Below are 23149 nucleotides of genomic sequence, written 5' to 3'. Positions count from 1 at the left end.
TAGAGTCAGACAGCGACACTTTGATGATCATTTTGCGACAGTTTGAAGGAATACTTCGTCAGCCAACGGAACGCCGCTGGGTCTGTGCACAGCGCAAGCCTTGCAGGCGCCGCGAAAACGTCATTGTATCGGCTTACTTAGCCGGGCTCAGGAACGATTGGGGGGACATCAAAAATGAAGGTTTGGATTGCGTTTGGCGGCATGACGCTGTGGCTAGCCCCGGCATCCGCGCTGCTGGCCGAACCCCTCGACTGTGCCGCAGCCGGGAATGCCGCCGCACAATGTGGGGCGGGGGCAGATAAACTGCGGATCAATGATCTGCAGGCTGTCGGTTCGCACAATAGTTACAAGGCGGCCATCCCTGCGGCTGAACTCGCCATGATCGCTGCGCAATCAGCAGAAGCGGCCCAAAGCCTTGATTACGCGCACATTCCATTGAATCAGCAGCTTGATCTTGGAATGCGCCAGCTCGAAATCGACATCTATTACGATCCGAAGGGCGGACGTTTTGCCAACCCATTGCTTCCCCGGATCAGCGGCGCCCCGTTCGACGCGTCGCAGTTGCAGCCACCTGGCTTCAAGGTGTTTCACACATCCGACATCGATGTCCGGTCCCATTGCCCCACCTTGGCAATATGCCTTCAAGAGATCGAAGCCTGGTCAGATGCACATCCGGGCCATGCGCCGATCCTGATCTTGTTCAACACCAAATCGTCAACCTTGCCGATCCCTGGTGCCACTGAAGTGCTTGCCTTTGACGAAGCGGCGTTCGAAGCATTGGACGCTGAGTTGCGCGCATCGCTGGGGCCAGATGATTTCATCGAACCCGACGATGTCCGCAAAACAGCGCCATCGTTGCGCGAGGCTGTGATGCAATCCGGCTGGCCGACCCTTTCGGAAAGTCGCGGCAAACTGATTTTCGCGCTCGATTCAGATCCTGCCACCGTTACGACCTATATGCGCGGCCAAGCGTCGCTTGAGGGCTTGCCGATCTTCATCAACAGCCTTTCGCTGGAAGCGCCCCACGCGGCATATTTTACAATCAACGAACCGGTCGAAAAGCGGGACCAGATCGAAGCCGCTGTGCGCGCTGGGATGATCGTTCGCACGCGAGCTGATGCCGACACGAAGGAACCTCGGAGCGGCGATACAGCGCGCCGTGAAATCGCATTCGCATCGGGGGCGCAATATGTGTCGACTGACTATTATTTTGCACGAGCTGAATGGTCAGAGTACCGGGTGAGGCTTCCGGGGACCGACGCAGTCTGCTGCAATCCAATTCGAAAGCCGGACGGCTGTGTCCGTCGTCAGAACATTTGGCGCAATGTGCGGCGTAGATTAGCGGAGTGCGGGCCTCGTCTGGGGTTTGGTTTTAGGCGGCGAGCTTGCGGTGTTGCAAGCGCCGATGTTCGATGGTCTGTCGCTTGATCCTTTCGCGCTGTTTGATGATGGCCGGTGCCCTGCCGAAGTAGACGTCGGCGGGCGTCACGTTGCACAGCGCTTCATGGTAGCGCTGGTGGTTGTAGTGCTCGACGAACGTCTCGATCTGGGTCTCAAGGTCGCCGGGCAGGAAGTAGTTTTCCAGCAGGATGCGGTTTTTGAGGGTCTGGTGCCAGCGCTCGATCTTACCCTGGGTCTGCGGATGCATCGGAGCGCCGCGCACATGGCTCATCTTGTTGGCCTCGATGTATTCCGCCAGTTCGCCCGCGATGTAGCTGGGGCCGTTATCGCTGAGCAGTCTGGGCTTGTGCAGCACCGTTGCACTGTCGCATCCTGATGCGGCGAGCGCCATGTCCAGCGTGTCGGTCACATCCTCTGCCCGCATGTTGGTGCACAACTTCCAGGCGATGATGTAGCGCGAGAAGTCGTCGAGGACGGTCGATAGATACATCCAGCCCCACCCGATAATCTTGAAGTAGGTAAAATCGGTTTGCCACATCTCGTTCGGGCGGGTGGTCTTGGTGTGGAACTGATCGGCAGCCTTGATCACGACGTAGGCCGGGCTCGTGATCAGATCATGGGCCTTCAGCAGGCGGTAAACCGTGGCTTCGGACACAAAGTATTGGCGTTCATCGGTAAATCGCACGGCCAGCTCGCGCGGTGACAGCTCGGACTGCTCCAGCGCCATTTCGATGATCTGGTCCTGCACCTCGGGCGCGATGCGGTTCCACACCCGGCTCGGCGCTGACGGTCGATCCGCGAGCGCCTCCAGGCCACCATCGAGGTAGCGGTCATACCAGCGGTAGAACGTCCGACGGGCAATGCCGAGCTTATCCAGCGTCCGCTTGGCGGGCAGGTGCGACTGCTCGACGATCCTGATGATCTCCAGCTTTTCAGAAGCAGGATACCTCATTCGTCGTCGCCCCCATCCGCGATCATGCTTTTTTTAAGCAGGCGGTTCTCGAGCGTCAGGTCAGCTACGCATTCCTTCAAGGCGCGGGCTTCGCGGCGCAGATCCTGCACCTCGCCGGTGGTCGCGGCACGGGCGGTGTCGCCGGCCAACCGGCGCTTGCCGGCTTCCATGAACTCCTTCGACCAAGTGTAATACAGGCTCTGAGCGATGCCTTCCTTGCGGCACAGCTCGGCAATGCTGTCTTCGCCGCGCAGGCCGTCCAGCACGATGCGGATCTTGTCTTCGGCCGAGAAGTGTCGGCGGGTTGCACGCCGGATGTCCTTCACCACTCGCTCAGCAGGGGCCTTCTTGGGAGGGGATTTTTTCAAGGAGGATTGGGTCTTCATCTTCGTTCCTTCGTCACTACGACGAAGCCCCAACCCTCCTTAAATCACAACCTCAAATCTGTGCCATTGGTGCTGACGGGGGACAGTCAACGCAATCCGCAACCAGAACACCGAAGTCGCGGCCGGGGAAGTCGGCGGTCTGCCGCAGCCAGAAAGCAACCGCCTCAATGCGACGGTGACCGCACAATCTCGACTGCGCACAGTGGAGTAATTCGAGGCGATTATCCTGAAAGCGGACCAAAGCGGCGCGTTAGTGCGCCTGTCTGATGTTGCACGAGTGGAACTGGGCGCGGAAAACTATTCTGCATCCAGCAGGATCAATGGTCACCCAGGAGCGGGCCTTGCCGTATCCTCGGCTCCTGGCGCTGATGCTCTGGCTACGTCCGACCTCGTCAAGGAAGCAGTGCGCAACGCGCAAGTGAGTTTTCCTCCCGGCTACAAAGTCGTCTATGCCAATGATACTACCGCCTTCATTCGTCTTTCGATCGATGAAGTCGTCGCGACCCTCTTTGAGGCGGTATTGCTCGTTGTGATTGTGATGTTTGTATTCCTGCACAGCTGGCGGGCCACATTGATCCCGACCATCGCAGTGCCGGTAACACTTCTTGGCACCTTCGTGGTGTTCTACCTATTCGGTTTTTCCATTAACACGCTGACCTTGTTTGGACTGGTGCTGGCGATCGGCATTCTCGTGGATGACGCGATCGTGGTGGTCGAAAATGTTGAACGTCTCATGGAAGAAAATCCTGAGATGACGCCGAAAGAGGCGACCATCCAGTCAATGGACGAAATTCAGGTCGCGCTGGTAGCCATTGCCATTGTGCTGTCTGCCGTATTCCTGCCGATGGCGTTTTTTGGCGGATCTACAGGAGTCATTTACCGGCAATTCTCAGTCACCATGATATCTGCGATGGTGCTCTCAACACTCGTCGCGCTGATTCTGAGTCCGGCGCTCACGACTTCGCTTTTGCGCCAGAAGCACGCGCAAAGCGATGCACAAGTAAACTGGCTCGATCGACGCTTTCCCGCGATCACGAATCGTCTTGACCGCGCCCAGAACTGGTTCAATTCGAGTTTCGCCCGCGGTACGGATCGGTACATCGTTGCCGTGCAGAAAATGGTGGACCAGAAGTGGTTGTTTATCGCCATATACGCCATTGTGCTGGTCTTATTGGCTGCCCTATTCGTGCGACTGCCGACCAGCTTCCTTCCTGTTGAAGATCAAGGCGCGGCACGTGTGCAGTTCCGGCTGCCCGCTGGGGCAACCCAAGGCCGCACACGCGAGGTCCAACTAGCTGTCGAAAAGTATATGCTGGAAGATGAGAGTAAGAACATCTCCGTGATGTTTAGCGTAGCAGGCGGGGGGCAAGGCGCGGCGGGGCAGAATACCGGTCAGGGCTTTGTCAATTTCGTTGATTGGTCTGAGCGCAACGGCGCCGAGAACTCTGCCGATGCAATCGTTGAACGTGCTGGCAAGGCGTTTTCTCAATTCCGCGACGCACAGGTTAATATGCTGGTTCCTGCCGCGATCCGCGGGCTGGGACAAACAAATGGCTTCAGCCTGCAGCTACAAAACACCAGCAGCATGAACCGCGAGGAGTTCATCGCTGCGCGTGACAAGCTACTCCAGCTGGCTGAAGCCGATCCACTGCTGACTGGCGTGCGGCTGGGCGAATTGCCGGATGTTGCCACGCTTCAGGTCGATATCGATCAGGCAAAGCTGGCATCGCTTGGCCTCGACCAAGCAGACGTGAACACGACGCTTTCTGCCGCATGGGGCGGGCAATATGTGAACGACTTCATCGATCGCGGCCGCCTCAAGCGCGTGTTTGTACAGGGCGACTCTCAATATCGGGCTACGCCGGATGATCTAGGCAAATGGTTTGTGCGCGGAACAGACGGCCAGATGGCGCCGTTCTCTGCTTTTTCCCGCACGGGGTGGTCCACCACGCCCACGACCCTCTCACGTTTTCAGGGCTATCCCAGTTTTCAGTTTGAGGGACAGGCTGCCCCAGGTCAAAGTTCCGGCGTCGCCATGGACAGGATCGAGGAGCTCGCACAGCAGATTCCCGGAGTAAGCGTTGCATGGGCTGGCTTATCATTTCAGGAGCGCCTGTCTTCTGGTCAGGCACCGCTGCTATACGGCCTATCTTTGCTGGTCGTGTTTCTCTGTCTTGCCGCTTTGTATGAGAGCTGGAGCATCCCTGTCGCCGTCATGCTGGTAGTCCCATTGGGGCTGGTCGGCGCGATCTTTGCTGTCACGCTGCGAGGGCTTGAAAATGATGTCTACCTCCAGATCGGATTGCTCACGACAATGGGACTGGCGGCCAAGAACGCGATTCTAGTGATCGAATTCGCCGAACGTGCCGAGCGCCGTGGTGCACGCGTGATCGACGCGGCTCTTCAAGCGGCCCGTTTGCGCCTGCGCCCGATCCTGATGACCAGTCTGGCTTTCATCTTCGGCGTTTTGCCGCTTGCGCTTTCAAGTGGGGCAGGCGCGAACAGTCGTATCGCCATCGGCACGTCTGTGATCGGCGGCATGCTGACTGCCACTGTGTTGGCAATATTTTTCATCCCGCTATTTTTTGTCCTCGTCCGCCGCACCACCCGCGACACGCTCAAGAAGCTGCACATCGGCGAGAACGTCGCAGACCGGAGCTCAACATGAAACGCGCAGCTTTCGTCGTTGCGCTGATGCTCCTGCCGGGCTGTTCGATGTCGCCTAAATATGTGCAACCAGAGTTGTCAGTTCCTCCCTCTTGGCCGGTTGGCGACGCCTACTTGGCCCAGAGCGAGGCGGCTCTGCCGGCGATGGGATACCGCGATGTTTTCGCTGATCCCCGGCTAGTGAAGGTGATCGAACAAGCGCTCGCCAATAACCGTGACCTGAAGGCTGCCGCAGCAAATATCGAAGCCGCACGGGCGCAGTTTCGCATCCAGCGGGCGGCTCAATTGCCGCAGATAAATGCTGCAGCTGGGCGCACGCAATTCGACAACGGCACTGCCAACCAGAATCGCAATCAGGACGTCGATATAGGCAACGATCCAGCCGCGAGCCGGTCGACTGCCGGTACTCGATACAGTGCAGATGTAAGCACGACTGCGTTCGAAATCGACCTGTTTGGCAGGCTGGAGTCCCTGTCAGATGCTGCGCTTAACCGCTATTTTAGCACCGAGGCCGGAGCGCGTGCGGCGCGTCTGACGCTGATCGGAGATGTCGCCGACGCTTGGCTGACCTATGCCGCGGACCGATCGCTATTGAGGCTGGCCGAGGATACATCAGCAAACGCCCGCGAGCAGATCAAGCTCACCCGGCTCAGGCTCGACGGCGGCATCGCGCCGCGTACCGATCTGCGTCAAGCCGAACAGATACTTGCAACGGCTGAGGCCGACATCGCGGCACAGACCACAGCGCTGGCGCAGGACATTAACGCTCTTGAATTGCTAGTCGGCGCGCCGGTGGATGAAGCGCTTTTGCCGCAAGCAATTGGCGATGCCGATGAAGCGGTCCGCTCACTGCCCGCCGGTCTCGATTCGACTATTTTGCTGCGCCGCCCCGACGTGATGCAGGCTGAATACGAATTGCGCGCCGCCAATGCCGAAATTGGCGCCGCGCGCGCTGCGTTGTTTCCGCGGATCACGCTGACTGGACTGGCGGGCCTTGCCAGCAATGCACTGTCGACCTTGTTTACTGGGGCGGCATTCAATTTCACCGCAGGTGCGAATGTGCGTTATTCGCTATTCGCAGGTGGAGCTGCACAGGCCAGTGTAGCGCAAACGCAAGCGCAGCGCGATGCTGCGATTGCAGGCTACAAGCGTGCAATCCAGGCGGCGTTCCGTGATGTTGCAGACGCGCTTGCGCGGCGCGGTACGATCACCGGACAATTGAATGCAAATCGCGCTTTCGTCGAAGCGGCAGAGGATACTTATCAACTGACAGATATGCGTTATCGCGGAGGAATCGATTCCTTTCTAGCTAGCCTTGACGCGCAACGCGCATCTTATGCAGCGCAACGTACGCTTCTTGCCACGCAGCTCATAGAGGCCAGCAACCGCGTTTCCCTCTATCGTACTCTGGGAGGCGAGGTTGTGGAGCAGGCACTTCCAGGCACATGACCATGGTGAGAGGCGCTGGGCACCTGATTGCAGTTTGTTGATTTTCAACGGTGACGTCGGATACAAACGCAAAAAGACTTCGTCCTTAGGCTAATAACAGGAATTAGATTGCTATGAACATTAATGATCTTGCTAAGAAACTGTCGGATGAGTGCCGCATTCCAAGTGCAGACGCTCGCAAGGTGTTTGATACGGTATTCACAGCAATTAGCGATGCGGCTGCAAAGGGCGAAGAAGTATCCCTCAACGGTTTTGGCAAGTTCAAAGTCAAGGCGAATTCTGAACGCCAGGGCCGCAATCCTTCGACCGGTGAAGCTTTGACAATCAAGGCATCGAATAAGCTGACATTTGCGCCCGCCAAAGCGGTCAAGGATAAGCTCAACGGGTGACCCGTTAAATTCAGACATTCTTCGTTTCTGTTTTTTCGAAATTGGTCGGATTATTTTAATTCAACCCGTGGACGGTCGAATGGATTAGTTCGTCCATCTGGTTGAGAGGGAACTGGTAGACCGAACAGTTGCCAAGCACTTCCGATAACGGAATTAACCCCTAGCGTGCACCCCCTGCTCGCTGCGGTCTCGATGGCTGGTGCGTCTGCCACCAACTATGAAACTGTCGCGGGCTGCAGCAACGGTTTGGTGACGGTCGATGGATCCTCAAGCCCCACATCGCTGCATAGGGGGTCGATCCCCCGCCCGCCGCGCGGAAACGAGGCGCATATTTCCTGGTATTCGAAAATTGCTTTCAACAGTTCCGCTTCGGAAATGTCGTTGAGATAGCCGCATTCGCCGATAGAGCCCCGCGGAACAGGGGCGACAAGGTTGCCACCGCGCTTCTGTATAATTTTGCGATGGCTTTCGAGCATAATCTTCTCGTTGAGCAAAACCTCGTGCCATAAACTCAAATCATACCCTGCGATGAGATCCAGCACGCGATACAAGGCCGCCTCGTCAATCCAGCCTTCGCGGTGGCTAAGGTAGGCGCCAAACCCCATGCAGATCGCTACGGCGTGTCCATGCAATAAGCCGGCTTCAATCTCGAACCCTGGCGACCACGTATGCCCATAGGCATGCGGGCGGCATTGATGCGTTTCGTAAAGATTGCCGTATTCTGCTTCGATATATGTCTGCATGGCCCCGCCCAGAATGCGGTGCGACAGATCGTGGATCGCGGCATCCGGATTGCAATCAATGGTTCCGAATCGCGTTCTTACCAAATCTTCCTGCGCCGCTTCCAGATGCTCGACCAGCGACATGCTTTTCACAACGGCCATCTTGATGATTTCCGCCACGCCGTGACGCAACCAGCCTTCATGCAAGGTGCCAAAAAAGTACCGATCCGTCAGGCACAAGACCGGCGGGTGATAAGCGCCGAGCAGGTTCTTGTATCCAAACCCGTCGCAGCACGTCCGCGGCGATGGCCCGGCATCAATTCCCGTCACGATCGATGTGCCCAGCATCACGTAGGGTGTGTTGCGACCATACAAGGCGCACGCCAGCCCACCTGTATCAGCCAGCACGCCGCCGCCAACAATCAGCACAGGTTCGTTGCGCGACACCCCCAAACGCTTGAAATCCCCCAGCATGCGCTCGACTGTTGCCAGGCCCTTGTCGACCTCCATCGCACGGTAAATCAGCAATTCGAGCGCGATGTCGTGGTGCTTGAAATACGCAGCCAGACCATCACCATAGTGCTGTTGCACGTTCTGATCGACCAGACACACACAGCGGCCAAGCGGGCGATAGATATCGCGAAGTTCGGTGCATGTTGTATCAAGCACGTGATCGATCATGCGGATCGAAGCAAAGGTGGAGAATTTCATCACCGCTTCAACCGAACGGCTGTCGGAACTGCCCGCCACCCGTCCGCCACTTTCGCGATACGGCGATGTTGGATAAACCGCATGCGGATTGGACACGATCAGGTCTTCAGCCAAATCGCGATAGGTCTGGTTGACAGTTTCGTCCGCCACGTGCGTCACCAGAAAGCTTAGCAGTTTGACCGTTGCAAGTTCAGGGCTGGCATGAACCCGGTCAGCAAAAGCGCTCCATACCAACGCGCGATCAGCGCCCTGTTCCGCCGTTCCAAAAGCCGCTGCAAGCTTGGCAATCGACTGAAAAACCTGACCGAGCGAAAGGTTTAGCGCGCCGCGCAGGATGCGGCACGGTGCAACCGCATCCAGCGCATCGATGAGTGCGAATTCGTCCGCAAATCCATCATCGAACACCGGGGCGTTGATCAACGCGTCCAGCAATTGCCGGAATGGCGAACCTGTCACCACGGCGCACAACGCAGCCGCTGTGTCTTCATGCAAAAGAGCCGCCATATCTTGATTGCCAAGAAACGTCTGAACGGCTGCACCGGTTGTAAACATTACGAAAACTCCAAAAATTCTGTGCGAACGTTGTGATTCAGGAACAGCGGCGCTTGCCTTGCGCAGGATCGGCCGGTGCGCTCCAGATACTGGTGTTATCCGGGCCGTGCGGCGGCGATGGCGCTGCTGATGGATTGTGCGAAGAAGGCTTTGAGCGGCGTGCCTGATGCTGCCATCATGGTGACAACGACGCTGTCTGGCGCGAAGGAGCAATACAGCCCGGCCTCCAGAAACCAGGGCAAGCCCGAAGGATCCACGCGAAAATCAAACAGGCCGTACTGGCGGCAGCCAAGCGCCGTGTAACAAGCCATCGCCGCATCGCTTACCGCCCCAACGATCGGATCGTCATCGGCAACGATCCAGGACTCCGCGGCCGTTTTCGCTGCCAATTGCAATGACCCGGCAGCGCTGCGCTTCAGTTTGCTGGCGCGATCACGGATCGGCCTGTCGACCGGATCAACGAAGTATTCTTCAAGCGGAAGACACCGCAAGCCAGAACCGGTTTCCACTACGGCGCATCTGACTTCGCGCCCTAAGTCGATGTAGCTTTCAACGAGAACATCATCACCATAGGCCGCAGCATCTCGTAGCGCGCCAGCGAGGTCGGCGTCGTGCCTGACCAGCGTTACGCCGTCGGAATTGTCTGCTCGATTGGGTTTGACAACCATGGGAAAGTCGAGCGCGGCACTGCCAGAGGTTTGCAACACGCGTGATGCCGGAACATTCACACCAGCGCTTGCGACAATGGCCTTAGCTTTGCCTTTATCAGCCGTGATTGCCATCTGGATGGGCCGGTTGCCCAGAAAGGGCAGGCCTATCAGTTCGATAAGCGCACGATATTGTGTAACGCCGCGTTCGCAGAACATCTGCGGTAGAGCTATATCTATCACCATTGTTTCAAGCTGGGCCACGGCTTGGGCAAACGACAATGGCGGCGCTGCAGCGATGGCGGTTTCATCCAGCGCTATTGGAAAGCGATGGTTGCCGAGCGGATCGACGTGGAGAAAAACGAACTCGTACAAATCAGGGTCGGCATTTGCACCGACACATGCTTGCGCATAGAGTTCTGACAGTTCCTGATAAAATTCACTCGTCGGCGAACCGACGAGGTGCAGTACGGTCAGGCGCGGCATTGCTCAATCGCCCCCCTGCTGGACAAGTTTTCCGATATTAAAATCAATACGCAGCCATCCGTGCTTTTGACGCAGGGCTCGCAGCAACAAAATCGGGATATGCCAGTGATGCAGCATCATGAACGGCAGCGGATCGCGCCAGTCAAACACCGCATCCCTGCCTGTGGCGATGGCCCGGACATGGCGCAGCGCCTGTTTTGGCCGGTGCAGCGCTGCCATGATCCGCCAGATTTCGTGCGCCAACCAATAGGTCGGCTTGCTTTGCGATGGTGGCTGCACTGGCGCAGAGGTAGACCGGTCTTCAAGGTAAGCATTGGCGAGCTGCTCGTGGTCGGTGAACATTGTAATTGCGGAATGCGTCCGCGGATTGCACTCGATCGCATAAACCTGGCCATCATCGCTCGCTTCGATAAAATCGAATGATGCCTGCCCCGTAATGCCGAGCCCCGCGCCGAATTGCTGAACCCACGCAACGATTTCAGGCATTTCGGTGTGGGCATAATTCACCTGGAACGCCGACGACACGCAGCAGCCATGGACCTGCAACCGCCCGGCGCGAAACGTGCCGTGGGTGCAGTATTCCGTTCCCGGAATAAATTCCTGCATCACCCACGGATTTTCAGGCGAAATGGGCAGCGAATTGACGAACGCCACGGTCGCTTCGGGCGTGGCGAGCGGAAGCTTGGTCAGATCCAGTCGCCGGATCGGATCATAGGCAATGCTTTTCAAAATCAAGGCGCGGCGTTCTTGCGAAAAGTCATGATCCAGCACGTCGCGAGGGTTCGTTATCAGGAATGACCGGGGCACACGCAGACCCATCCGTGCGGCAGCTTCGGCAAACGCGTGCTTATCATCCAGCGCCTTGATATGATCCGGGCTTACGTGAATAGTTTCGCATAAATCGGCCATGCGCTCCCCCGCAATAGCGTCGAAATGGCTGCCGACCGGGCTCGATACAGGAACATAGACATCGACATGTTCCGCCTGCACAATCCCAGTCAGTGCATCGATGTAGCCGGGGTGATCCGGTTCCGGAATTTCGTAAAACCGATCAACCGCACGCGAAAAGCGGTGGGCTGTGAACCGATAATTGCGGGATTCCACCAGCACCACGCGGTGCCCAGCAGCGTGGAATGACCGGGCCAGATGCAGCGCCTTGGTCATCTTGCCCCCGCTGATCATGACGGTTTTACGCTGCGCGCCCCGCTCGCCGCCGGGCCACGGCGTTGAACGCGGCGCCAACGCCCGGACACACAGCGATGCCGTGACCACCGCGACAGTCACAGGAAAGACGAGGCCGAGACCGGCAAGTGTCAGAAGCGTCTTGCCAAAATCAGTCGTTTTCAATGTGGACTACAATTTTATGAGCCGCACCTTGATCAAGCAGTGGCGTGCTCAAAGACATCGGATCAAGGTCACACCATCGCGGATCGGCAACAACACCTGTTCGATGCGCGCATCATGCAAAACCTTTTGATTGAATTCAGCAATCGCCCGGCCATTTTCTGTCGATGGCGATGCCAGATACGGCTGCCCCTGCAGAAGCGTGTTATCAACACAAACGAGCGCATTTTCCGCCAGCAGCCCGCCTGCAAGGACTGTGTCGAGATAATTCCAGTAGTTTGGTTTATCAGCGTCAATAAAAACGAAATCGAATTGCTCGCCAGCCTCGGCCAAACGCGCGAGTGTTTCCATCGCAGGAGCAACCTCAACGGTAATCTTGTGGCCGTGAACTGATTTGGCGAACTGCGTGCGGGCAAAATCGGCGGCATATTGGTCGATTTCGCAGGCAATCAGCTGGCCATCTGCGGGCAATGCCTCGGCCATAGCGAGCGCGGAATACCCGCTGAACAGACCAATTTCCAAAACCCGGCGCGCGCGCGTTGCGCCAACGAGCATTTTTAGAAATTGCCCTTCAAGATGACCGGAGAGCATTTCTTGTTCAAGTGGCAGAGAGGTCGCGCCGTCGCCAAAATGGACGCCCCAGTTTTCCTGCCGGGTCAGCAGCTCTAATGCCGCAAGATCTTGCGAGTGCGCCGTGGTGCATGCTTCAACGTAGGGATCGAGGCCGCAGGCAACTTCGCAGGCGTCGGCAAGAAGGCGATTGAAATCAGCGTCAGCGTATTTCAACTCCGATGCCAATTGCTGCAACTCGCGAAGTTTAGCTGCGGTGATCGTGAGAGGCGTTACCGCGCGGAGCGGGAAAAGTTGTTTAGTTTGGTCGGACACTGCAGTTCCAAGTTGTGGCAAGCTCAACCACTAATGCCGCGTTCGATAGCTGGGTTCCCGGGTACAAAGATTTTCCGTTAGCTAGCGTTGCTGAGAACGCTCCATGTACGGCTTCCGCCCGCGCAGTTTGAGCGCGGGTTCAGCAGGCCCTTGCCCGCTTAAATAAACTCCTTCGACCAAGTGTAATATAGGATCTGGGCAGTGTCTTGCTTGCGTCACAGCTCGACAATGCTGTCGTCGCCGCGCATGCCATCGAGCAAGATGCAGATCTTGTCTTCCGCCGAAAAGTGCGGCCGTGTCTGGCGCCTGATGTCCTTCACCGATAGCTCTTCGGGAGCGCTCACCGGCGATTTTTTTAAAGAGGGTTGGGTCTTCGCCTTCGTTTCTTCGTCACTGCGACGACGACGCCCCAACCGTCCTTAAATTTCAAATTCGTGCTATTCGTACCGACGGCGAATGGGGTTCGGATCGCGCCGCCCCCTCGCTTGGTTGTCTAGTCGTCAGGTCTTGTGACGATTACATGCCCGAACCCGGACCGTAGGTCACTTCGACGCGGCGGTTCTGCGCTTCACGCACGCCATCGGCGGTCGGAACGCGCGGCTGGCTTTCACCAAACGCTTCGCCCGAGATCTGGCCCGAAGGCACGCCGCGGCCGGTCATGTAGCTGCGAACAGCTTCGTTACGACGCAGGGCAAGGCCCATGTTGTACTGCGCGCTGCCCGAGGTATCGGTGTGCCCGGCCAGCATCACGCGGGCCATGCCGCAATTGGCATAGGCGGTAACCGCGCTGTTGAGGATGGTCGAGGCTTCCGCCGAGATGTCCGAACGATCAAAGTCGAAGAACACGATGTACGGACCGGTGTTGCAGGCCGGACGCGGCGGCGGCGGTGCAGCAACCGGCGGCGGGGGCGGCGGGGGAGCAGCAGCCGGCGGCGGCGGCGGCGGGTCCGGCTGTGCGGGGGCACCGAAGTTATAGGTCAGACTCGCGAGGACCGAGTGGGCCGAATAATCGGCCACGATCGGCCGTCCGTTGGCCGCTTCCAAGTCGAAATTGTCCAGCACGAAATAGCGATACTTGACGCCCAGATCGACATTGTTGCTGAGTGCCACGCGCGCGCCGGCAAGCAACTGCCAGGCAAAATCGGTGGCGCTATCGTCGATTACGGTGCCAACGCCCGCAACCTCGACGGGGAGATTGAGCTTGGCAATGCCGACGCCGCCGCCAGCGAAGATCTGGAAGCCGTCATCATTGCCGAATTCGAGCAGGCCGTTGACCATTCCGCTAAAGATTTCGAGGTCTTCCTCGTTCTGGACCACAACGGCCGGTGCAAGGCCACCGGGAACGCCGCCCGGCAGGATGCCACTGTTGACCACGGTCAACGTGTCGTAAGCGTTGCGCTTGTAGCCGCCTTCAACTTCGACCCGGAAGGCGCCGAGATCATAGCCGACCACGACATCAGCATCGATACCCATCTTGGTATCCGCGAATGCAGCGTTATCGAGCAGACCGTCTGGGCGGGCGTTATCGATATTGACCGTCACCTGATCTTCAAAGCTGACGCCGCCGTTGATGCCAATATAGGCCTGGCCTTCGCGGGCCTGCGCGGGCGCGGCGGCTACGGCTGCTGCGCTTGCGAGGAATAATGCTGTCTTTTTCATAGGTATCCTTTGGAGGCGGCACGGCTCGAGAATAGGATCATATTTTGGCAAAGTCGTGACAGGCCGATGAGTGACCCTTGTCTACCAACGCGATTGCCTACTCGGACATCAACAACGCCACATCAGTAGCGCTACTGAAGCAACCGACCAGACACGGTCATTCACGTTCGCCGGATTCAATGTCTGAATTCGCCAAAAGCCGACATGCCGCTTTCGGGAAGGAGCCTCGCCACTGCTCATGACCGGATGTGGGTGGGAACCGGACCTTTTTGAACTCGCACCTCGGGAGTGCCGGGGCGCGGATATACAATCAGCCATTCAGCCGCCTGCATGTTGATCGCGGCGATTACATCTTCAGGCCTACCGTCGGCGAACTAGATTCAGGAACCCGAGCAGAATGATCGAGCCAAGCAGCGATACCCCTATGGAGCTTACGCTGAGATCGCCACTCATGATGTTGCCCCCGCCGATCAGCGGATTGAGAAGAAATCCGGCCAGCAGCGCGCCAACAATCCCTACAACGACATTCATCAGGATACCGCCGCCACCGCCAACCAGCATACTAGCGACCCAGCCGATTAAACCACCGACGATAAGAAGGATTATCAGGTTCATTTCAATTCTCCTCATTCCCACGAGTTCTAAGAAGTGGGGGGGTCAATTATTCCATGACATTGAGCAATCGAGCTTGGGGATATGCGTGACGTAACGTCAGCCGCTATGGGTCTCACTCTTTGAACAACACGCTTTGGGCACCGCCCAATGTGCTTGGCTCAGTTAGCACCCTTATCGACCGCTTCTTCAGCGGCGTTGCCTACCTGCTCGGCTGCGTTGCCTACCCTTTGTGCAGCTTCACCAACAGCAGCGTCTTTAGCTGTTTCGGAATCGCTCATCTGCGCAAAAACAAACAAGGCCGCCGCGGCGATCAGAACCAGAACAAAAAGCCCGATCCACTTGGTGCCGCCCCCAGAGTTCGGCCTATCGGTAACGATTGTCGTGGTGGTGTGGGAGTTGCCTTCAGGCGTGCGTGTTTCCGTTATGCGCTCTTCGGTCATATCATTTCCCTATCTGGTAAAAACGCAATCACCCACACTCATGCGCACCGAACAATGCACCATCGCTGGTGATAATGTCGAACCAAAAAATGCTGAGCCGCCTTTCGGCCGATCGAAATGATGGGCCGACACGAATCAATCGGGGCAAGGCCAAAGGCAGATGTGTCACGACCGACCAGTTTGGGGTCGCTAGCCGAACGGCGGCTTTTATCTGAAACGGCGGCATAGCTGTCCGGCAGGTTGCAGGCCCTGTCGATTGGAGGCCTTATGACCGCAGCTGGGTGGATTTCTGGCGCGTTCTATCGTTTCGCCAGACGAACGAGACCTTCCCATTGAAGTGCGATGTTCAGCAATACGAACGCACTCAGAACCTCGGGCATTTCGCCAATGGAGCCTCCTTCAAACCATTGCGTTCCCAATGCAAAGGCAAGGAAGAGCCACACCGTGACCAGCAGATAGCGGACAGGTTTTGAAGCTTGGCTCATATATACCCCAATTGCGTGCTCACCTGCAGAATAGGCGGAACGTGAATGACCGCAACGGAGTCGCTTGCTGAACGGCAGGAATTTTTCAAGATCAAGGCAAAGCCGCCACGCAGCTCTTAGCTTCAATCCCCGGTTCCTCTTATAATCAATTCTGGGTGGAAGGCGGAATGGCTGCTTGCCTGGCCTTCGGATTAAGCCGTCAGGCCACAATGGCAAAAGAGCGTGTCATCGCAACATAAGCCCGATCTCTATCGTCATCATCGTCGTTCGCGGAATCCGTCTTTGGTAGCGTCCGGTGTGCCCGAGCAGATCCCACCGACCGACGACTAAATACGTAAGTCACTGCTCGGGCAAACATCGAGCGATTTCGCCATCTATCGAAAACGCGACGAGCAGCCGAACGTGAGTTCGCGAGAGCGCCCATCACCACGATATCGAGATAAAGCGCAAGTTCGGCAGCGTAGGCCAGCATAAACTCTGGCCCAAGAATTACGACCATTTCGCCACCGAGCAAAAATATTGCTCCGGCAACTAGCAAGAAAATATAATGATGCCGATCATGGTTCATGAGGTATGATATCGGCTTTTCGGCGAGGTGATAGTTCAGAAGCCGTTTGAATGGAATGTCGGGGCCGAAGCGCATGAATGCAAGCAGTGCTATCGAGCAAGTTAACGCTATCATGTGCTACTCCTATGATCTCTGACGCGGCCAAACTAAACCGTCAATGATCGATCCAGACTAGGCCTATCATCAGCAATATTTCCATAAAATCAATGACTGGAATGGGTCGCTAGCCGAACGGCAGGTTTTCTCGGGGCGCCGCAATTTTCTGACATTCAGCTATCGACCCCAATCCGGACATACCAACCTCTGCAGTTGAGTGCAGACCGGGGCTCACGGCGCATTGCGGCTGCAATTACCTTGTTGCATGCGTGTCGGTTGAGCGCCCGACGGGCCGCCGAACCGACCACAAGCAACGGCGCCGAAGCGCTCGTATGCTTCAACCTTGCCGGTCCCCGGCGACGCTTGCTGGCAACCCTGCTGCGCTGCTCGCTGTGCGCCGAGCCCCCCCCCCCCCCCAAGCAGGTGCAGACCATCCTCAGCATGTTCAAGCGCGCCAGCAAGGCGATCGAAATAATCTGACGAAAGCCGCCGGAAAGGCGATTGCCTTCCCGTGCCGCGCGGCTAACATAACGCTTCAAAACAAGGGGTCGTCATTCATGTCACCGTTCAAGCCCGCACGCCGGGCCGCTTTCGCCGCGTCCATCGGAGCGCTGGTTCTTGCCCTCGCGGGTTGCGGCGGAGGCGGCGGCGGCGGCGGATCGAGTGGCGGCACGAGCAGCAACCGAGCCCCGCAAATCACCTCGTCAACAGCTACGACCCTTGTTGAGAACAGTGCGCTTTCGTTGCCGCTCTCTGCGAGCGATCCCGATGGAGATGCGGTGACCTTCGCGATCGGCGGGCCTGACGTGGCCGCCTTCCAGCTGTCGGGATCGACAGTGCAGTTCCGGCAGGTGCCGGATTTCGAGCGCCCGGCCGACAGCAACCGCGACAACGTCTACAACCTGACTGTTACTGCCCAGGACAGCCGCGCCGCATCAAGCACCGCGGATGTCACGATCACTGTAACCAACAGCAAGGAAGGGATTGCAGTCACCCGCATCGCGACGGGGTTCACCGATCCGGCGGCCGCGTCGTTCCTTGTGACGCGCAACCTCTCCAACGTCGCCACCACAGGGCAGATTGCGATCGCGCGCACCAATGGTGAGATCTTCGAAGTCGACGGGGCAACTGGTGCGCGAACCTTGCTGGTGGACATATTCGCTGGGCGGCCGCGCGGACGGCTGCTCTCAATGACCTTTAAGGGCGGCGCGAGCGGCTTCTATAGCGGGCTTTATGCGATCGGGCAGGAGCCGAGTGGCCGCGTGTTCCTGCAGCGATACACTGTCGCCTCCATAGAGGAGCTGGAGATTCTGCCGAGCGGCTCGGCGCAAGTTGCCGCCTCGCTGTTCACCGGTCCTGCGAATTCCGGGCAAGGGGGCAATCTCTACATGACTGTCTCTGACGAGGCGGGGACTTCGGCGCAGGATCCAGCCTCGCCGCTCGGCAAACTCATTTTTCTCGAGGAGCAGGATCCTTTTGCCGGCGCAAGCGTGCGCTCCGGGTTCTACATCGCGCGCATCATCGGCAGCGGGATCCGGCGATCTGGCGGAGCGGGCGCGTTCAACGGGGAAGTCCTCCTTAGCGACCAAGGCGGTTCGCTCGAGCAGGAGCTGACCTCCTTCCTTCCGAACGCGCGCCCGCTCGACTTTGGCTGGCCTGGACGCGAAGGCACGCGCGGGATCGGCGCAAATCCACCCGCAGCCGTCAACGGCCCGCGCCTGGTCTACGGTTTCGGCAATGGCCCCGATCAAGGCACCGGGATCATTTACGGTGGCCTTTACCGTGGGCCGATCGCCGATCTCGACAACCGGTTCGTGTTCGGCGACCGGAGCGGCACCTTCTGGTCGGTGAAGTTCGCCGATCTCGCCAGCGGGTCCCTGCTCGGCCTGCCACAAATAGATCGCCGAACGCAGGACTTCGTGCCCAATGCGGGACTGATCGAAGCTCCGGTCGCGTTCGCGATCGACGATCAAGGCCGCATGTTCATCCTCGACAGCGACGGCGAATTGTTCCGCGTCGACCCAGCGTGACGCCCGCGCGTCAGTGGATGGAGGTGAAGTATCTACGCGGGTGTGATCGAACTCCTAAGTTGAAGCACCTTCAATGTCCGCTCCCCACCAACCTTGCGTGATTAACGGCGGCTCGGCGCGAGCCTGAAAGCTGTCCGGCAGCTTCGGCAAGGTTCTCGCCAAAAGGCGAAATTCTGAAACCGACCCCGCAGCGGGCATTAGCTCTTTCAAAGGGATAAAGACCCGTTATGGTCCTGCGGCGGTCAGAAACACTTTGTGTGGAGCTGTTGTAAGATATGGTAGAAGCAATCCTTGTTGCGCTCGCCGTCGCTGCTGCTGAACCCCAAAAAGCCGAACCTAAGAATGATCCAGCAAAGTGGGTTCGCGCAAGCGACCTTCGACGGATTAGTGATGATGCGGCCGTAACGACGTTCGAGCTTACAATTGATGAAACAGGCAAGGCAGTCCGTTGTGCAATAATTGTCAGCAGCGGCATCGATGATCTCGATGCTTCGGTTTGTAAAGCTGTTACGAAAAGGGCGCGCTTCGAACCGGCGTTGAATGCTAACGGTTCAAAGGTTCATTCGGCTCGTCGCGACAGGGTGATTTGGAAGCCGCAAGAGGTCGGCTACAACAAGTCATATGATGCTGCAGATCTCATTGTAACATCGCCTGAACTGCAGACGACTAAGGAATCACTGGTCGAAGTGTTATTAGTTGTGACCGATAGCGGTGATACGGCAGAATGCAATGTCGCAAAGAGCAGTGGCGACACAAAGCTTGATGAACTCGCTTGCGACGCTGCCACAAGTTCTCAAGTTGCCCTACCTATCGTCGACGGGACAGGCCAGAAGGTTGCTGGTCTTCGCTCGCTTTTCGTTGCTTTTGAACCCGGCCCTAGCGTGAGCGTGAGGATACTCTGAAACCGGCCAGCGTTTATCGGCAGAAATCCACCCACTTGTTGCCGGTTTGTTGATCCCTGAACTTTGACAAAAGCGGCCATCGGGGCTTGCCCGACGGCCGCCAGCAGTGTCAGATCTCAATGCGCTCCGCTAGGATCAGAGCATCCTCTACGTCGACCCCAAGATACCGGACCGTGTTCTCGATCTTGGAGTGGCCAAGCAAAATTAGGACCGCGCGCAGATTTCCGGTTGTGGGGTAGATCATGGCCGCTTTGGTGCGCCGCATGGAATGAGTGCCGTAGTCTTCACGCCGCAACCCGATCGCGGTGACCCATTCATCGACAAGGCGAGCATACTGCCGCGTGCTCATCGGTTGGCCCGAATGGGTTCTGCTTGGGAACACGAAATCATGGTTGGTGCCGCCCCGTCGCAAAAGCCATGTCGCCAGGCTCGAGCGGGCGTCAGCGGTGATTTCAAATTGCACGGGTCGACCGGTTTTCCGCTGAATGATCATTGCGCGGTCGCGGACTTCAGATCCGGCCACAAAGTCGCCGATTTTGAGCCTCACCAGATCGCAGCCCCGCAGCTTGTTCTCGATCGCCAGGTCGAACAGGGCGCGGTCACGGAGCCGCTCTTCGCGATCAAGGAAGAACCGGATCGCCCAAATTTGCTATTGGGTAAGCGGCCGTTTGATGCCGACGGTTCTGCCAGCATTCCACGATGTCCGATTCTGCATAGCCGGGTCGAGGTGAGAGTAAGTCATTTTCTATCTCCATGGCCTTGATTGGCCATGGAGAAAGAACGCGCGCAGCCCCGGCAACATCGCCATTGCCTTGCATAGGCAGCATGATGCCTGCATCCGCCGCCTCAGGCACCCACAGGCAAAAGGGCAGCTTTCGGCAGAAGCCGACATTTTGCGACGCCGGTGCGGACGACGGTTTTGTCCCAAGGCCGGTCATCAAGCCGGACTTCTAAGCGCATGGGCGCGTCCAACCAAACGGCATTCTGAGCCGTGTCAGAACCCTCCGAATAGGAGGCGCTGATCAGGATGCTGAATGATCGAAACTAGGGCAAAGCCGGGCTCCAAATTGAAGCGGCAATGACTCCACGCGGGTAATTTCAGCCTGCTAAACTTCTCGCTCGACTTGCGGACGTAACGAAGCATTGGTGCTGTCGCGCTTGAGGTTTCACGCGATGCCGCTGGTCGCTGAGACATAGCGGCTCGGGTCAGTGCAAGGGGCGGATTGTCCGCCTCTGTTCGAGGAGACCCGATATGAATGATACCAACGCAACAAAGGGCACGACGAAATCCGCGAACGTACGACGGTTGCTGGTCCGAGATGGCGGGGCAACGCTTGACGAGATGATTGCGGCAACCGGTTGGAAGCCGCACAGCTGCCGGGCGTTCCTTACTGGTGTACGCAAGTCCGGCGATACAGTGATCAAACTCGAACGAACCGATGGCCGCACGGCATGGCGCGTTGCTCAGCAAGCGGAGGCGGAAGCATGAACGCGGAGCAGCTCCAGAAGCTTGGCGCCATGCCCCCTGCCGAGCTGCGTGCGGCATGGCGCGAGCAATATCGTAGCCCCGCGCCCGATCTCGGGCCCGATCTGCTGCGACGCGGAATTGCGTGGCGCATGCAGGAGCGCACCGCAGGCAAGTTGTCGCCTACAACACGGCGCGAGATCGAGCGGATGATTGAACGGCTCAATGCAGGTGAGGAGCCGGCAAAGGCAGGTGCTGCAAAGCTCAAGCCGGGCACGCGCCTCATCCGCAGCTGGGGCGGCACAGTGCATCAGGTGCTGGTGCTGGAGGATGGCTTTGAGCATGAAGGCAGGCATTATCGCAGCCTCAGCCAGATCGCCCGCGCCATTACCGGTTCCCACTGGTCAGGCCCACGCTTCTTCGGGCTGAAGGCATCTCATGGCTGACCGCAAGCGCTGCGCCATCTACACCCGCAAATCAACCGAGGAGGGTCTGGATCAGGACTTCAACAGTCTTGATGCCCAGCGCGAGTCTTGTGCCGCCTATATCCTCAGTCAGGCAGGTGAAGGCTAGGAGGCAGTGGCCGAGCACTATGATGATGGCGGTTGGTCAGGCGGAAATATGGACCGGCCTGCGCTTCGCCAGCTGCTTACCGATGTCGAGGCGGGTAAGGTCGATGTGATTGTAGTCTACAAGGTCGACAGGCTAACCCGCAGCCTCGCCGACTTTGCCAAGATCGTCGAGGTGCTCGACAAGCGCGGGGCCTGCTTCGTGAGCGTGACGCAGGCGTTCAACACCACCACCAGCATGGGGCGGCTCACACTCAATGTGCTACTAAGCTTTGCCCAGTTCGAGCGTGAGGTCACCGGCGAGCGCATTCGCGACAAGATTGCTGCCTCCAAACGCAAGGGGATGTGGATGGGCGGCCCTGTGCCGCTAGGTTACCGTGTCGAACAGCGCAAGCTGGTGGTTGATCAGGCAGAGGCGGTGACGGTCCGACACATATTCCGGCGTTATCTCGAACTGGGATCCATCCCGGCACTGGTCGATGATCTTGCCAGAACCGGTTACCGCACGCGCGAGCGAGTTATGACGAGTGGCCGTATTGTTGGAAAAGTCTGCTTTGGTCGCGGCCCGCTCGGGATCATGCTGCAGAACCCCGCCTACATCGGTAAAGTAAGGCATAAGGGCCTTGTCCATGATGGTGAGCACGATGCAATCATTAATGATGATACATTCGCAGCGGTGCAGGACTCCCTCCAGCGCAACAACCGCGAGAAGGTGGTTGGTACCAGATCCGCAAAACCCAGTCTGCTGACCAGCATGCTCACCGACCCCGATGGCAGGCCCATGTCACCGGGCAGGGGTAAGAAGGGTGCCAAGACCTATTGCTACTACGTCACTCGCACCAAGCCGGGCGAAGACAAAACAAGAATCTGGCGCTTTCCAGCAAGCGAGATCGACAGGGTGGTTCTCGAGGCCATGGCAAGCCAGCTGGAGACACCCGTTATGGGCGGAGCGGACACACCAGAGAAGTGGGAAATCTTTACTGAACGCAAGACAGCGATGGCAGACACTTGTCGCAATGGTTCGACCGTTAACCAGCGCGAGTTGCTGCTGGAGCTGAATGCGACAATTCAACTGCACGAAGATGCGGTCAGGATAAGGTTCTCGCACACCATAGACAACGAGCCGAGCGAGCTGACTCTGCCTGCTCAACTCGTACGCAAGGGGCACCAGCTCAAACTTGTGGTGCCTTCCGATTATCGTGGACCTGCTGCCTCTGCCGATCCAGTCCTTATCAAATTGATCGCGCTCGCCTTTGCTGCGCGCGATCATCTCGTCGAGGGGACACAGCACCTTTGCGTATCGGACTATAGCAGGCGCCACCTCAATCGGCTTGCCCGACTCGCATGGCTTGCGCCTGACATCATCTGTGACATTCTTGACGGACGTCAGCCTGCCCATCTCACAGGTCGCTACCTGCTGCGCTGCGGCGACATGCCGCTAGACTGGTCGAGCCAGCGCGCCTTCCTCGGATTCGCCTGAAACCTTCTAATTCCGACACCCGTTCTGGCACCAAGCAACTGGGGCCAGGCTTTCAGGCCTCCAGAGAAACGCCGCATGAAATGCCGCTAATCGCGAGCCACAAACGTCTCTGATTGCGCGCACCCAAACGGGGCTACGACAAGCGACGGAAAGTGCGGGAGAATATCAGCCCTCTTACACTTGCCGCCGTGCCAGGCGGAAATCAAGGACTGAATGGTGCCACGCAGACGAATTGAACTTTAGACCTCG

20 protein-coding genes and 2 pseudogenes are annotated in these 23149 nt (G+C 57.8%); 10 read left to right on the top strand and 12 right to left on the bottom strand.

Going from position 1 to position 23149, the window contains the following annotated elements; all coding sequences use genetic code 11:
* The first annotated feature begins 174 nt into the window (after positions 1-174).
* Entirely contained in the window at positions 175-1428 is a 1254-nt protein-coding gene (locus ACRANW_RS03115) for a phosphatidylinositol-specific phospholipase C1-like protein (protein ID WP_479433101.1), read from the top strand.
* Here the strand turns inward: ACRANW_RS03115 and ACRANW_RS03110 are convergent.
* A protein-coding gene (locus tag ACRANW_RS03110; RefSeq protein WP_479431339.1) for an IS3 family transposase occupies positions 1373-2739 on the bottom strand; the annotation gives its coding sequence in 2 pieces (ribosomal slippage) (positions 1373-2386 and positions 2389-2739; 1365 coding nt in all). The genes ACRANW_RS03115 and ACRANW_RS03110 overlap by 56 nt on opposite strands.
* 85 nt (positions 2740-2824) lie before the next feature.
* Between ACRANW_RS03110 and ACRANW_RS03105 the strand changes: the two are divergent.
* The 3 genes and pseudogenes from ACRANW_RS03105 to ACRANW_RS03095 all read left to right on the top strand — a co-directional run.
* Positions 2825-5407 (top strand): annotated as a pseudogene (locus tag ACRANW_RS03105) (efflux RND transporter permease subunit); the annotation flags it as partial.
* Positions 5404-6855 carry an efflux transporter outer membrane subunit gene (locus ACRANW_RS03100; RefSeq protein ID WP_479433100.1) on the top strand — a complete coding sequence of 484 codons (1452 nt, stop codon included), beginning with the start codon at positions 5404-5406 and terminating at the stop codon, positions 6853-6855. The pseudogene ACRANW_RS03105 and the gene ACRANW_RS03100, both read left to right, overlap by 4 nt.
* A gap of 113 nt (positions 6856-6968) precedes the next feature.
* Positions 6969-7244, top strand: coding sequence for an HU family DNA-binding protein (locus tag ACRANW_RS03095; RefSeq protein WP_479433099.1), 276 nt, complete (start codon positions 6969-6971; stop codon positions 7242-7244).
* 215 nt (positions 7245-7459) lie between these two features.
* Here ACRANW_RS03095 and ACRANW_RS03090 read toward each other — a convergent pair whose 3' ends face one another.
* From ACRANW_RS03090 to ACRANW_RS03045, 10 genes are all read right to left on the bottom strand, one after another.
* Positions 7460-9181, bottom strand: a complete 1722-nt coding sequence (locus tag ACRANW_RS03090) for a sedoheptulose 7-phosphate cyclase (RefSeq protein WP_479433098.1) — start codon at positions 9179-9181, stop codon at positions 7460-7462.
* Between the two features lie 143 nt (positions 9182-9324).
* The gene (locus ACRANW_RS03085; RefSeq protein WP_479433097.1) at positions 9325-10362 is read right to left on the bottom strand and encodes a D-alanine--D-alanine ligase family protein; all 1038 of its coding nucleotides are present in this window, start codon (positions 10360-10362) and stop codon (positions 9325-9327) included.
* A 3-nt stretch (positions 10363-10365) separates the two neighbouring features.
* Entirely contained in the window at positions 10366-11709 is a 1344-nt protein-coding gene (locus ACRANW_RS03080; protein ID WP_479433096.1) for an ATP-grasp domain-containing protein, read from the bottom strand.
* A 48-nt stretch (positions 11710-11757) separates the two neighbouring features.
* Positions 11758-12591, bottom strand: a complete 834-nt coding sequence (locus ACRANW_RS03075; protein ID WP_479433095.1) for an O-methyltransferase — start codon at positions 12589-12591, stop codon at positions 11758-11760.
* Positions 12592-12806: 215 nt separating this feature from the next.
* The gene (locus ACRANW_RS03070) at positions 12807-12935 is read right to left on the bottom strand and encodes a hypothetical protein (protein WP_479434001.1); all 129 of its coding nucleotides are present in this window, start codon (positions 12933-12935) and stop codon (positions 12807-12809) included.
* Between the two features lie 172 nt (positions 12936-13107).
* Positions 13108-14250 carry an OmpA family protein gene (locus ACRANW_RS03065; protein ID WP_479433094.1) on the bottom strand — a complete coding sequence of 381 codons (1143 nt, stop codon included), beginning with the start codon at positions 14248-14250 and terminating at the stop codon, positions 13108-13110.
* 360 nt (positions 14251-14610) lie between these two features.
* Positions 14611-14865 carry a GlsB/YeaQ/YmgE family stress response membrane protein gene (locus tag ACRANW_RS03060; RefSeq protein ID WP_479433093.1) on the bottom strand — a complete coding sequence of 85 codons (255 nt, stop codon included), beginning with the start codon at positions 14863-14865 and terminating at the stop codon, positions 14611-14613.
* Between the two features lie 158 nt (positions 14866-15023).
* Positions 15024-15305: a hypothetical protein gene (locus ACRANW_RS03055; RefSeq protein WP_479433092.1), complete on the bottom strand. Its 282-nt coding sequence runs from the start codon at positions 15303-15305 to the stop codon at positions 15024-15026.
* A 299-nt stretch (positions 15306-15604) separates the two neighbouring features.
* Positions 15605-15916, bottom strand: coding sequence for a hypothetical protein (locus tag ACRANW_RS03050; protein WP_479433091.1), 312 nt, complete (start codon positions 15914-15916; stop codon positions 15605-15607).
* 73 nt (positions 15917-15989) lie between these two features.
* Positions 15990-16472: a hypothetical protein gene (locus tag ACRANW_RS03045; RefSeq protein ID WP_479433090.1), complete on the bottom strand. Its 483-nt coding sequence runs from the start codon at positions 16470-16472 to the stop codon at positions 15990-15992.
* A 539-nt stretch (positions 16473-17011) separates the two neighbouring features.
* On the opposite strand from ACRANW_RS03045, the gene ACRANW_RS03040 reads away from it, so the two are divergent.
* Both ACRANW_RS03040 and ACRANW_RS03035 read left to right on the top strand, forming a co-directional pair.
* Complete coding sequence (locus ACRANW_RS03040) at positions 17012-18484, top strand: Ig-like domain-containing protein (RefSeq protein ID WP_479433089.1); 1473 nt, start codon at positions 17012-17014, stop codon at positions 18482-18484.
* 275 nt (positions 18485-18759) lie between these two features.
* Positions 18760-19386, top strand: coding sequence for an energy transducer TonB (locus ACRANW_RS03035; RefSeq protein ID WP_479433088.1), 627 nt, complete (start codon positions 18760-18762; stop codon positions 19384-19386).
* Positions 19387-19495: 109 nt separating this feature from the next.
* On the opposite strand, the pseudogene ACRANW_RS03030 reads toward ACRANW_RS03035, so the two are convergent.
* Positions 19496-20128, bottom strand: a pseudogene (locus tag ACRANW_RS03030) (tyrosine-type recombinase/integrase).
* A 510-nt stretch (positions 20129-20638) separates the two neighbouring features.
* Here ACRANW_RS03030 and ACRANW_RS03025 point away from each other — a divergent pair.
* From ACRANW_RS03025 to ACRANW_RS03010, 4 genes are read left to right on the top strand one after another with little or no spacing between them, the layout of a single operon-like run.
* The gene (locus tag ACRANW_RS03025; RefSeq protein ID WP_479433087.1) at positions 20639-20875 is read left to right on the top strand and encodes a DUF3489 domain-containing protein; all 237 of its coding nucleotides are present in this window, start codon (positions 20639-20641) and stop codon (positions 20873-20875) included.
* Positions 20872-21297 carry a DUF2924 domain-containing protein gene (locus ACRANW_RS03020; RefSeq protein ID WP_479433086.1) on the top strand — a complete coding sequence of 142 codons (426 nt, stop codon included), beginning with the start codon at positions 20872-20874 and terminating at the stop codon, positions 21295-21297. The genes ACRANW_RS03025 and ACRANW_RS03020 overlap by 4 nt, the downstream gene beginning before the upstream one ends.
* Positions 21290-21424, top strand: a complete 135-nt coding sequence (locus ACRANW_RS03015; protein WP_479433085.1) for a hypothetical protein — start codon at positions 21290-21292, stop codon at positions 21422-21424. The genes ACRANW_RS03020 and ACRANW_RS03015 overlap by 8 nt, the downstream gene beginning before the upstream one ends.
* A 6-nt stretch (positions 21425-21430) precedes the next feature.
* Positions 21431-22900, top strand: a complete 1470-nt coding sequence (locus tag ACRANW_RS03010) for a recombinase family protein (protein ID WP_479433084.1) — start codon at positions 21431-21433, stop codon at positions 22898-22900.
* Positions 22901-23149 lie beyond the last annotated feature (249 nt).

It is taken from the genome of Erythrobacter sp. 'gip.4 top 5' (assembly GCF_056495765.1).
This window is presented reverse-complemented; position numbering and strand designations above follow the sequence as displayed.

Bases quoted from the DNA above. Each gene is read 5' to 3' on its own strand.
- ACRANW_RS03025 (WP_479433087.1), top strand. From the start codon at position 20,639: ATGAATGATACCAACGCAACAAAGGGCACGACGAAATCCGCGAACGTA.
- ACRANW_RS03055 (WP_479433092.1), bottom strand. From the start codon at position 15,305: ATGACCGAAGAGCGCATAACGGAAACACGCACGCCTGAAGGCAACTCC.
- ACRANW_RS03065 (WP_479433094.1), bottom strand. From the start codon at position 14,250: ATGAAAAAGACAGCATTATTCCTCGCAAGCGCAGCAGCCGTAGCCGCC.
- ACRANW_RS03035 (WP_479433088.1), top strand. From the start codon at position 18,760: ATGGTAGAAGCAATCCTTGTTGCGCTCGCCGTCGCTGCTGCTGAACCC.
- ACRANW_RS03115 (WP_479433101.1), top strand. From the start codon at position 175: ATGAAGGTTTGGATTGCGTTTGGCGGCATGACGCTGTGGCTAGCCCCG.
- ACRANW_RS03020 (WP_479433086.1), top strand. From the start codon at position 20,872: ATGAACGCGGAGCAGCTCCAGAAGCTTGGCGCCATGCCCCCTGCCGAG.
- ACRANW_RS03060 (WP_479433093.1), bottom strand. From the start codon at position 14,865: ATGAACCTGATAATCCTTCTTATCGTCGGTGGTTTAATCGGCTGGGTC.
- ACRANW_RS03040 (WP_479433089.1), top strand. From the start codon at position 17,012: ATGTCACCGTTCAAGCCCGCACGCCGGGCCGCTTTCGCCGCGTCCATC.
- ACRANW_RS03090 (WP_479433098.1), bottom strand. From the start codon at position 9,181: ATGGCGGCTCTTTTGCATGAAGACACAGCGGCTGCGTTGTGCGCCGTG.
- ACRANW_RS03015 (WP_479433085.1), top strand. From the start codon at position 21,290: ATGGCTGACCGCAAGCGCTGCGCCATCTACACCCGCAAATCAACCGAG.
- ACRANW_RS03085 (WP_479433097.1), bottom strand. From the start codon at position 10,362: ATGCCGCGCCTGACCGTACTGCACCTCGTCGGTTCGCCGACGAGTGAA.
- ACRANW_RS03045 (WP_479433090.1), bottom strand. From the start codon at position 16,472: ATGATAGCGTTAACTTGCTCGATAGCACTGCTTGCATTCATGCGCTTC.
- ACRANW_RS03100 (WP_479433100.1), top strand. From the start codon at position 5,404: ATGAAACGCGCAGCTTTCGTCGTTGCGCTGATGCTCCTGCCGGGCTGT.
- ACRANW_RS03095 (WP_479433099.1), top strand. From the start codon at position 6,969: ATGAACATTAATGATCTTGCTAAGAAACTGTCGGATGAGTGCCGCATT.